Origin of the sequence: Nonomuraea terrae (assembly GCF_004348995.1) — a bacterium.
Classification (GTDB): Bacteria; Actinomycetota; Actinomycetes; order Streptosporangiales; family Streptosporangiaceae; genus Nonomuraea; species Nonomuraea terrae.
The window spans coordinates 18,322-28,459 of the sequence record NZ_SMKQ01000108.1 but is presented as its reverse complement, the minus strand read 5'-3'; the positions used below and the strand labels follow the sequence as shown (position 1 = coordinate 28,459).

At 71.5% G+C, this 10,138-nt stretch carries 10 protein-coding genes; 5 read left to right on the top strand and 5 right to left on the bottom strand.

Going from position 1 to position 10,138, the window contains the following annotated elements:
* On the bottom strand, window positions 1–911 hold a 911-nt coding region (locus tag E1286_RS28290; protein WP_132617230.1), incomplete at its 3' end, for a hypothetical protein.
* Window positions 912–1,109: 198 nt separating this feature from the next.
* Here E1286_RS28290 and E1286_RS28285 point away from each other — a divergent pair.
* Window positions 1,110–1,547 carry an anthrone oxygenase family protein gene (locus E1286_RS28285; RefSeq protein WP_132617228.1) on the top strand — a complete coding sequence of 146 codons (438 nt, stop codon included), beginning with the start codon at window positions 1,110–1,112 and terminating at the stop codon, window positions 1,545–1,547.
* A 66-nt stretch (window positions 1,548–1,613) separates the two neighbouring features.
* Here E1286_RS28285 and E1286_RS28280 read toward each other — a convergent pair whose 3' ends face one another.
* From E1286_RS28280 to E1286_RS28270, 3 genes are all read right to left on the bottom strand, one after another.
* Window positions 1,614–2,648, bottom strand: coding sequence for an NAD(P)-dependent alcohol dehydrogenase (locus E1286_RS28280; protein ID WP_132617226.1), 1,035 nt, complete (start codon window positions 2,646–2,648; stop codon window positions 1,614–1,616).
* Window positions 2,649–2,755: 107 nt separating this feature from the next.
* The gene (locus E1286_RS28275) at window positions 2,756–4,114 is read right to left on the bottom strand and encodes an acetamidase/formamidase family protein (protein ID WP_132617224.1); all 1,359 of its coding nucleotides are present in this window, start codon (window positions 4,112–4,114) and stop codon (window positions 2,756–2,758) included.
* 123 nt (window positions 4,115–4,237) lie between these two features.
* A complete protein-coding gene (locus E1286_RS28270) occupies window positions 4,238–5,221 on the bottom strand; it encodes a helix-turn-helix transcriptional regulator (RefSeq protein WP_132617222.1) in 984 nt (327 codons plus the stop codon).
* Between the two features lie 61 nt (window positions 5,222–5,282).
* Between E1286_RS28270 and E1286_RS28265 the strand changes: the two genes are divergently transcribed.
* The 4 genes from E1286_RS28265 to E1286_RS28250 all read left to right on the top strand — a co-directional run bounded on the left by E1286_RS28265 (window position 5,283) and on the right by E1286_RS28250 (window position 9,052).
* Complete coding sequence (locus E1286_RS28265) at window positions 5,283–6,269, top strand: MDR family NADP-dependent oxidoreductase (RefSeq protein ID WP_132617220.1); 987 nt, start codon at window positions 5,283–5,285, stop codon at window positions 6,267–6,269.
* Entirely contained in the window at window positions 6,266–7,318 is a 1,053-nt protein-coding gene (locus E1286_RS28260; protein WP_132617218.1) for a winged helix DNA-binding domain-containing protein, read from the top strand. Before E1286_RS28265 ends, E1286_RS28260 begins: the two co-directional genes overlap by 4 nt.
* Window positions 7,319–7,540: 222 nt before the next feature.
* Window positions 7,541–8,536 (top strand): DUF8094 domain-containing protein, encoded by a 996-nt coding sequence (locus E1286_RS28255; protein ID WP_132617216.1) that lies wholly within the window; start codon window positions 7,541–7,543, stop codon window positions 8,534–8,536.
* 48 nt (window positions 8,537–8,584) lie between these two features.
* Window positions 8,585–9,052 carry a PPOX class F420-dependent oxidoreductase gene (locus tag E1286_RS28250; RefSeq protein WP_132617214.1) on the top strand — a complete coding sequence of 156 codons (468 nt, stop codon included), beginning with the start codon at window positions 8,585–8,587 and terminating at the stop codon, window positions 9,050–9,052.
* 4 nt (window positions 9,053–9,056) lie between these two features.
* On the opposite strand, the gene E1286_RS28245 is transcribed toward E1286_RS28250, so the two are convergent.
* Window positions 9,057–10,100 carry a tartrate dehydrogenase gene (locus E1286_RS28245; RefSeq protein WP_132617212.1) on the bottom strand — a complete coding sequence of 348 codons (1,044 nt, stop codon included), beginning with the start codon at window positions 10,098–10,100 and terminating at the stop codon, window positions 9,057–9,059.
* Between the last annotated feature and the right edge of the window lie 38 nt (window positions 10,101–10,138).

The window sequence follows — 10,138 nt, the reverse complement described above, 5'->3', positions numbered from 1 at the left end:
GGGTTGAGCGACGTGATCGGCAGGTAGACGGTGTCGAGGCTGAGGTCGAGGTCGTGGTGGTCGGCGTGTGCCTTGGCGATGAGCTCCTCGGCCGCGTCGATGCGGCGTTTGGCCGCCCTGATGCCGTACAGGTGGCCTTCGGCGACGTGCAGGGTGTGGCGGATCAGCGGCATGACGGCCTGGCGGGGCGCCGCGCCCGCGCTCATCACGCCGATGACCTCGGCGCAGCTGTCCTGGGCGAGGGCCTTGAAGCGATCCGCCTTCGCGACGGTCTGCACGGGTTGCAGGCCGGTACGGCGGGCGGTGACGGCGGCCGCCGCGTGCAGCCAGTGGGCGGCGGCGATGGCCGCGGCGGTGGGCTCGACCTGCGTGATCAGCGCTTCGGTGCCGAACGGCTGCCGGTGGAGCAGGGAGTCGGCCTGGGCGACCTGCAGCGGCGAGGCGTCCTCGCGGCTGAGGGTGACGGCCTGCTGGGCGCGCGCGGACAGGTCGCCGAGCTCGGCGTGCTCGACGGCGAGCAGCTCGTGGCTGATCTCGGCCGTCACGTCGGCGACGAGCCGCGGCAGGTCGATGGCGTGCAGGACGCGTCCGACGCGGTGGGCGGCCTGCTCGATCCGGGTGGCGGAGGACGGGGCGTCGGGCGTGGACAGCGCGGGCAGGACGCCGGCGAACGCGTCGCGTTCCCGCTGCCGGTGCCAGCCGACGCTGTGGGGGCCGTGCTGGTCGGCGGCGCTGGCCGGGTGGGTGTAGCAGCGCCAGCAGGTCTGCGACAGGTGGGTCAGGCACGAGGCCAGGTGCAGGGCGTCGCGGGTGGCGGGGAGCTCGGCCACGTTGGTGGCGATGTCGCCGATCCCGGTGCTCCAGTGCGCGACGAGGGTGTTGCGTGCCGGGTCGACGGCATACCGGGTCACGGAAGCTCCTCGAAACAGGGGTTGCCCCTCAGGATGCTGGATCCGTGGACGCCGTGAAGGGCGATCGCCGCTGTTGCGGTCACCGACCAGGGCTTTTGTACGAAATGCCGGGTAGATTCTCGCGGGCGTGGACGTACGCGTATGCGCCTGAGCGCACCGACCATGGCCGTCCGGGCCGGCCGGGCGCACGATGGGGGCATGTTGATCCTCGCTCTGGTCACCCTCGTGCTGCACGGCGCCCTGGCGGGCCTGTTCTACGCCTTCTCCATGTCGGTCATGCCGGGCCTGAACGCGGTCGAGCCCGCTCAGGCCGAGGCGGCGATGCGGAGCGTCAACCGGAAGATCCTCAACCCGTGGCTCTTCGTCGTGTTCATCGGCTCGCCGCTGGCCGCGCTGGCCGCCGGGCTGCTCGCGGACGCTCCGGCGGCGTGGTGGTTCTTCGCCGCCGCCGGGGTCAACGCCATCGGGTCGTTCCTGTTCACGGTCGCGATCAACGTGCCGATGAACAACGCGCTCGACGCCGGCACGATGGCGTGGAAGGACTACTCGCCCCGGTGGACCACGTGGAACACCGTGCGCACGGTCGCCTGCCTGGCGAGCCTCGTCCTCGTCGGGGTCGGTCTGACGCAACTGTGAGCCGCCGCTCGGCGTCCTCCGCCGGGACGGGCTCGCCCCCTCTCGTCCAGCAGCTTCTCGTACGTCTCAGCTCCCGCCCGGTACGAGGATGCCGCGGCCCTGCAGCCGGCCGTTGTCGAGGTCGTCCATGGCCTCGTTGACCGCGTCGAGCGGATACGTCCTGGTGTGCAGGCGCACCTTGCCCTGCGCGGCCAGGGCCATCAGCTCGTCCAGGTCGTTGTAGGAGCCGACCAGGTTGCCGATGACGTTGATCTCGCTGGAGATGATGTCGATCGTCGGGATCTCCACTCGGCCGCCGTAGCCGATCACGAAGTACGAGCCCGCGCGGCGCAACATCGCCACCCCTTCGCGCTCGGCCCCGCCCTCGCCGACGAAGTCCAGCACCACGTGGGCGCCCTGTCCGCCGGTGAGGTCGGCGACCGCCTCGACCTGGCCGCCGTCGGCGGGCACGGTGTGCGCGGCCCCGAGCTCCTTGACCAGGCTCAGCGCGGCCGGTGAGCGGTCCACGACGATGACCTCGGCCGGGGTCATGGCGGCCAGGCACTGCACGCCGATGTGGCCGAGCCCGCCGGCGCCGATCACGACGACGCGGGTGCCGGGGTAGAGCAGCGGCACCGCCTTGCGTACCGCGTGGTAGGCGGTCAGGCCCGCGTCGGCGAGCGCGGCGACGTCGGCGGGACGCAGGCTCTCGTCGAGCTTGACGACGGAGCGGGCGCTGGTGAGCAGCAGCTCGGCCATGCCGCCGTCGGTGTCGATGCCGGGGAATCGCTGGTTCGCGCAGTGCACGTCGTCGCCCGCCCGGCACGCCCGGCACAGGCCGCACGTGACGATCGGGTGCAGGATCACCGCGTCGCCCGGCCGGACGTTCGTCACGGCCGGGCCGATCTCGCGGACCCAGCCGGCGTTCTCGTGCCCGATCGTGTACGGCAGGCGCACGCCGGACTTCTCCGCCCACTGCCCCTCGACGATGTGCAGGTCCGTACGGCACAGCCCGGCTCCGCCGATCTCGACCAGCACGTCCAGCGGCCCTCGCACCTCCGGGTCCGGAACGTCCTCGACGACCGGACGCTTGGTGTACTCGTGCAGACGTACGGCTTTCATCGCCACTCCCTGGCCCGCGAAAGACTCTCTTTCGATCGTTGGTTCGGCCAGCGGCGACGGTCAACCCCGAAATTTCATAACACGGTAATTTCGGGGTGATTGCAGCTCTAGTCGGAGAAGTGCTCTTTGGGAATGACGCCGTGCACACCGGTCGTCCGGTCCACCACCTGCGACACCTCGAAGTTCACCGCCGCCGACAGGTAGGCGTACGCGACGGCCCGGTCCATGCCCTGGTCCTGCTCCAGGAAGTCGAGCGCGTTCACCACCGCCCGGCGCATGGCGGTGTCGAGGTCACCGCCCTGGCCGTCGAGCGAGCCGTCGGGGTCGGACAGGCCGATCGGCAACCACGCCTCCGGCGTCTCCCCGAACGGATAGCGGAAGGCCACCTCCGGCGCGTCGCCGGACCCCGGCCTGCACACGCTGAGCCGGAACGTCACCCGCAACGAACCCTCCATCGCGGTCAGCGCCGCCTCGCCGCCGCCCATCGCGTGGTGCGGGTCGCCGGTGTAGAAGAGCGCGCCGTCGGCGAACACCGGCAGGTAGAACGTCGCGCCCGCGCCGAGCAGGTTGATGTCGATGTTGCCGCCGCCGAGGGTGGGCGGGATCGAGTTGAGCGCCGGGTCGGTGGGCCCGCTCCCCCGCGTGAACGCGACGCCCATCATGCCCATGAACGGCCGCAGCGGGAACGTCACCTCGCCGCGCCTGCCGCGCTTCATCACGCCGCTCGCCAGCCCTCGGCGGCCCCGCCGTACCGGGGTGAACACCGACACGTTGCCGTATCTGAGCGGGTCTCCGGTGGGGCGTCCGTCGGTGGCCACCGGGGGCATGACCTCGTCGAGCGTGATGCCGTCGGGCGCGCCGCCGCCCGCCGTGCGGGCCAGCGCGCCCTTGCCGTGACGGCTCGACACGACCCCGTACGGGACGCGCGGCACGAGCGAGAGGATCTCGACTTTCAGGACGTCGCCGGGGCGCGCGCCCTCGACGGCGATCGGTCCCGTCACGACGTGCGGGCCGTCCACGTCGAAGTCGCGGGGCGTACGGGCGTAGTCGCGGGCGATCGCGACGGCGTCCTGGAGCACGTCCGTGCGGCGCACGCCGTGCTCGCCGAAGTACGCGACCGGGTCGCGGCCCTGGTCCTCCAGGATGCCCTCGTGCGAGACGGAGTCGACGGTGACCGTCTCACCCGAGCGCACCCGCAGCACCGGGTGGGCGTCCAGCGCCGGGACGTAACCCCACGTGACCTGCTCGGGCGTCGAGGGCAGGTAGTGCCTGCCGGGGATCGGGCCCTTGCGGGGCTGCAGGATCTCCCGGGGAAGCGTCACCGGCGGGGTCGCGGCGGCGGCGCGCGCGCCGAGTAACGTCCCGCCGGCTCCGGTGACGACCGCGGCCGCCCGCAGGAAGTTCCGCCGCCCGAGTCCGGCGATCAGCGCGTCCCGTACGCCGGCGGAACTTTTCGGCTTTCTCATGACACTCTCCCTCTGGCTCTTGCGGGCAGGTCGTCCTCGATCATGAACGACGCGCGTTACGACCGCGTTTCACCCGCCATGCGCCAGCTGCGCACGGAGCCGCCCGCACCGCCGAGGGCGTTCTCAGGTTTCGGCCGGGCCTTCGGCGAGAGCGGCCGACCTGTCGACGGCGTTGAGGAACCTTGTGCCCCAATCTTTTAGGTGATCGATGAATTCCGGCGATTCGAGCACCTCGAATTCGGCACCCATGTTGCCCAGCGCCTGCGTGGGCCAGTCCAGGCTGGTGGAGATCATCGTGAGCCGGCACCGATGGTGGGCGACCGGTTCGATCTCGCCCCATTGGCCGACCATCCGGCGCACGTGTTGCGCGGGTGCGTGAACCAGCACGACGACTGTGTGAGCGGTCGGAACCTGGGCCGCGGCGCGTACGAACGCGGCGGCGTCCCCGCCGGGAAGCGGCCGTGGCAGGAAAGGGACGCCGGTGTTGCCTGGCCGTGTCAGCCGGTCGAGGCGGAAGCTGCGCCAGTCGTGCCTGGTCAGGTCGTAGGCCACCAGGTACCAGCGGCCCCCGAGCGCGACGAGGCGATGGGGTTCCACTTCGCGTTCGGTTTGCGCTCCGCCGCGTGTGGTGTAGCGGAAGCGCAGCCGTTCCTGGTCCCGGCACGACTGGGCGATCATCGTCAGCACCTCCGCCGGGATGACCGGCCCGGTGGACGCCGCCGAGACGGTCATCGCGCGCAGCGCATTCACCCTGGCCCGCAGCCGGGGTGGCAGGACCTGCACCACCTTGGTCAACGCGCGCACCGACGCCTCCTCCAGCCCCGCGATTCCGCTCTGCGCCGCCTCTCCCATGCCCACCGCCAGCGCGACCCCTTCTTCGTCGTCGAGCAGCAACGGCGGCAGCACGGCCCCGGGCTCCAGTTGGTAGCCGCCGTCGGTGCCGCGGGAGGCGTGTACCGGATACCCCAGCTCACGCAAGCGATCGACATCCCGGCGCAGCGTGCGTTCTGACACGCCGAGACGATCGGCCAGATCTGCGCCTGACCAGTGGCGGTGCGTCTGCAGCAACGACAGCAGCGTGAGCGTGCGGGAGCTGGTGTTGGCCATATCGCCATCATCCCGGACTTCCGGTCAAAAACTGGCCGGAAGCCTCCCTAGCGTGGCCACCATGATGACTCGCGAGGTCCAGTTGACCGACCAGATCCCCGCCGTCCCCGGCCCCGAGCACTTCACCGTCGCCCAGACGGAGATCGAGGGCGAGGTCGTGGTCCGCACCGACTATCTGGGGCTGGCCGCCACCTACCTCGAACTCATGCGCGCCGACTGCCACCTTCCGATCCCGGCCTGGCGGCCCGGCCAGCGGGTGGGCGTCATGGCGATCGGCACCGTGCTGAGCTCGGCCGGCCCTGACCTGCAGGAGGGCGACCTGGTCCAGTCGATGAGCGGCTGGAGCACGCACTCGGCGGGACCGGCGGCCTCCTACGTCAAGGTGGACCGGGACGCCTATCCCGACCCGAGCTACCACCTGGGCCAGGGCCCGACCGCCTACTACGGCGTCGCGGACGTCGCCAAGGTCGGCGAAGGCGACATCGTGTTCGTCTCCGGCGCGGCCGGCGGTGTCGGCTCGCTGGCCGGGCAGATCGCCCGCAACCTGGGCGCCAAGAAGGTGATCGGCAGCGCGGGCAGCCAGGCCAAGGCCGACTACCTCGTGGACGAGCTCGGTTTCGACGCCGCCTTCGACTACCACCACGACCCGGTCGCCGCGCTGAAGGATGTGGCCCCGGAGGGCATCACCGTCTTCTTCGACACCGTGGGCGGTGCGCTGTATGACGCCGCCCTCAAGGTCGCCGCGCCGGGCGCCAGGTTCGCCCTGTGCGGATCGTTGTCCACCCAGCTCGGCGCCGCCTCCGACCGCTTCCCCGAACCCGATCGCGACGCCGCCCGAGCCAGGGGCGTCGAGCTGCTGCCGTTCTCCTGCCACCACACCCCCGACCAGATCGCCGCCTGGCACCACCACTTCCGCACAGCGCTCGGCCAGGGTCGCTTCGTCTACCCGCGGACCGTGGTCGAGACCGGCATCGACGGCGTGCCCGGCGCATTCCTGGCCATGCTTCGGGGCCAATACCGAGGCAATGTCTCGGTACGGCTGGCATGACCGCCCTGTCCCGCCGAGCGCTGAACCGGGCCCTGCTCCAGCGGCAGTTCCTGCTGGAGCGGGCCGACCTGGCGGCCCTGGAGGTGATCGGCCACCTGGTCGCCATGCAGGCGCAGGAGCCCAACTGGCCCTACGTCGGCCTGTGGAGCCGGATCCGCCACTTCACCCACGCCGACCTCACCACCCTGCTCGCCGAGGGGCGGGTGGTGCGTTCCGGCTTCCTGCGCAGCACGATGCACCTCGTCGCAGCCGACGACTTCCGTCGGCTGCGACCGGTGTTGCAGCCCGTACTGAACCGCACCGCCGACTCGGCGCACTTCCGGCGCGACAACGCCGGGCTCGACCCCGAAACGCTGGTGGCCGAGGGACGCGCCCTGCTGCAGACCGGGCCGCTGCCCAGAAGGGATCTGGCCAGGCATCTCGCGACCCTTCACCCGGGCCGCGACAGCCGAATCCTGGCCGGTGAGATCGAGCTGCGCACTCCGCTCATCCACGATCCGGCCACCGCGTCCTGGGGCGGCTGGGGCACCCGCTCATCGGTCACCGTCAGCGCCGCCGCGGTCGACGCCCTTCACCCCGCCGCCCTCCGCGAACTGATCCGCCGCTATCTGGCCGCCTTCGGCCCCGCCACCGTGGCGGACGTCCAGGCGTGGTGCGGGTTGACCCGGCTGGACCAGATCATCTCGGAGATGGGCGCGGACCTGTGCCACTACACCGGCCCCGACGGCCAACGCCTGCTCGACCTGCCCGACGCCCCGCTCCCCGATCCTGACACCCCCGCCCCGGTGCGACTGCTGCCCGCCTACGACAACGCCCTCCTGGGCCACGCCGACCGCGGCCGCATCATCGCCGACGCCGACCGCAAGCATGTCGCCCCCGGCCAGGCCAGAGTCCTGCCCACCGTGCTCATCGACGGCTACGTCCGCGGCACCTGGTCCTTCACCGCGGGCAAGGTACGGCTGACGCCGTTCCGGCCCCTTTCTGCAGCCGAACAGCAGGCAGTCGACCATGAGATCAGTCAAGTGCTGCCGTTCCTGTCGCGCCGCTGAACACGACGACCAGTTCACCCGAGCAGAGCCCCTTGACACGCTGCTTCACCAAGCGGCAGTCAGGGACACCTCGCCCTGCGCACCGGCAAGGGAGCGCGAAGGCCGGTAGCCGGTGGCATCCAGCGGGCGGCGCTCTGCGTACCGAGCATTTGGTCATGGGGCTGAACTCGGGGCGGCGGCGGGTGCGTACATCGGGGCACTCGACCAGTCTGGAGAGCTGCCATGGCCATCCGTCCGTTACCCGTCCTGCTGCTCGTGCTCGCCCTGCCCGCCGCCGCCTGCACCGCCGAGGGACGGGCGGCCTCCTCGCCCGCCTCCCCGGGGGCGGGCCCGCCGGCGCCCGCCGGCGTCGTGTCCGAGAAGGAGGCGCAGACCGTCCTCGACCAGTGGGAGAACGCCAGGGCGGCGGCCGTGCGCAATGGCGGCACGGACTGGAGCCCGGCGGAGGCCGGCATGGCCGCCGAGATCACCACGGCGCAGTCCAAGGTGAACAAGATGATCGGCGAGAGCGTGGGCGGCACCCGCGAGCCCATCGTGAAGCCGCGCTTCGCCATCCCGGCGAAGGTCTCCGGCGAGCCCTGGTTCATGGCCGACTTCGCCCGCAACGGCTCCTCCACGCGCTACCAGGGCATCTACCGCAAGACGCCCGCCGGCTGGCGCCTGGTCGCCATGTCCGTCACCGCCGGCGAGTCCCGGCCGCCCGCCGTCGCCCGCGACCGGAACGGGCTCGCCACCGCGGTGGCCGCGGACGACGGTGACGGACTCATCGCCTCGCCGCGGCGCATCGCCCAGGCCCACGCCCGCGTGGCGGGCACGTTGGGCGAGGACCGTGACGTCCGGCGGCTGTTCGCCACCGACTCCCACGCCAGGCGGGACGCCGACGCCCTCCGCGACCAGCGCGCGCAATTGGCACGCGGCAGGTGGACCACGACCGTGCGCGCCGAGGTCGCGCCGGAGATCTACGCGCTCAGGACGGCCGGTGGCGCCCTGGTCTGGTACGGCCTGCGGACCCGGCAGACCTTCACCGCGCGCCCCGGCAGCACGCAGACGCTGGGCTTCAAGGAAGCGGAGACCGCCGCCCTCAGCCACGGAAAGCGCTTCACCCGCGAAGCGGTCCACACCTCGGCCGCCCTCTACCTCGCCGTGGTGCCACGCTCACCGGGTCTCGTCCGCGTCCCCACCGCGTGGCACACCGAAGTCGCCGTCACCGGCTCATGAGCGGAGTGGAAGGATCAGAGGGTCAGTCTGATTCGAAAGGCATCTGAGATGGCTCCGAACATCGCGACCGCACGCCGGGTCGAACTGCCCGAACTGCTCGACTTCCTCCGTCCCCGGCACCACGGCCTGCTGTCCACCACGCGCGCGGACGGCCGCCCCCAGCTGTCACCGGTCACCTGCGGTGTCGACGAGGACGGGCGGATCGTGGTGTCCACCTATCCCGACCGGGCCAAGGCCCGCAACGCCCGTCGTGACGACCGCGTGTCGATCTGCGTCCTGTCGGACGACTTCAACGGCCCCTACGTCCAGGTCGACGGGCGTGCGGAGGTGCTGGACATGCCGGAGGCGCTCGACGGGCTGGTGGAGTACTACCGCTGCATCGCCGGCGAGCACCCCGACTGGGACGAGTACCGCGAGGCCATGCGCCGCCAGGACAAGTCGCTGATCCGCCTCCACATCGACCGTTGGGGCCCGATCGCGACGGGCGGTTTCCCCGCCCGCCTGGTCAACGACTGAACGCTCACAGGTGCGAGAGCACCGCCTGGGTGAACTCCTCGGTGCCCGCCGTGCCGCCCAGGTCGCGGGTGCGCACGTCGCCCTTGGCCAGCACCGCCGCGATGGCCGCGACGATCTCCTCGGCCGCCTGCGGATGCCCGAGGTGCTCGACCATCAGGGCGGCCGACCAGATCGCGCCGATCGGGTTGGCCACGCCGCGGCCTGCGATGTCAGGCGCGGAGCCGTGCACCGGCTCGAACATGGACGGGAACTCGCGTTCCGGGTTGAGGTTGCCCGACGGGGCGATGCCGATACTGCCCGCGACCGCGGCGGCCAGGTCGCTGAGGATGTCGCCGAACAGGTTGGAGCCGACGATCACGTCGAAGCGGCCGGGGTCCAGGACGAGCTTGGCGCAGAGCGCGTCGATGTGCTCCTGGTCCCACCGCACCTCCGGGTGCTCGGCGGCGCGTTCCCTGACGAGCTCGTCCCAGAACGGCATGGTGTGGACGATGCCGTTCGACTTGGTGGCCGAGGTGAGGTGGCCGCCGCGGCGGGCGGCGAGGCCGAAGGCGTAGTCGAGCACCCGCGTCACGCCCGCCCGGGTGAACACCGACTCCTGCACCGCCATCTCCTCCGGGAAACCGCGGCTCATCCGGCCGCCGATCTCGCTGTATTCGCCCTCGGTGTTCTCCCGGACGACCACGAGGTCGATCCGGCTCCGTACGGGGCTGTCCAGGCCCTCGAAGAGGCGGACGGGCCGGAGGTTGACGTACTGGCGGAAAGCGCGGCGGATCGGGATGAGCAGCCCCCACAGGGAGACGTGGTCGGGCACCCCGGGCGCGCCCACCGCGCCGAGGAAGATCGCGTCGTGGCCGCTCAGCCGCTCCAGCCCGTCAGGGGGCATCATGGCGCCCTCGCGGCGGTAGCGCTCGCACGACCAGTCGTACTCGGTGAAGCCGAACCCGAAGCCGTGGCGCCGGCCCGCCGCTTGAGCGACCTGCAAGGCCGCCGGGGTGACCTCGAGCCCGATGCCGTCGCCGGGGATCACCGCGATGTCATGCGTCGTCATGTTGTCGATTCAACCGGGAGCCCGCCGAAAGGTCCAAG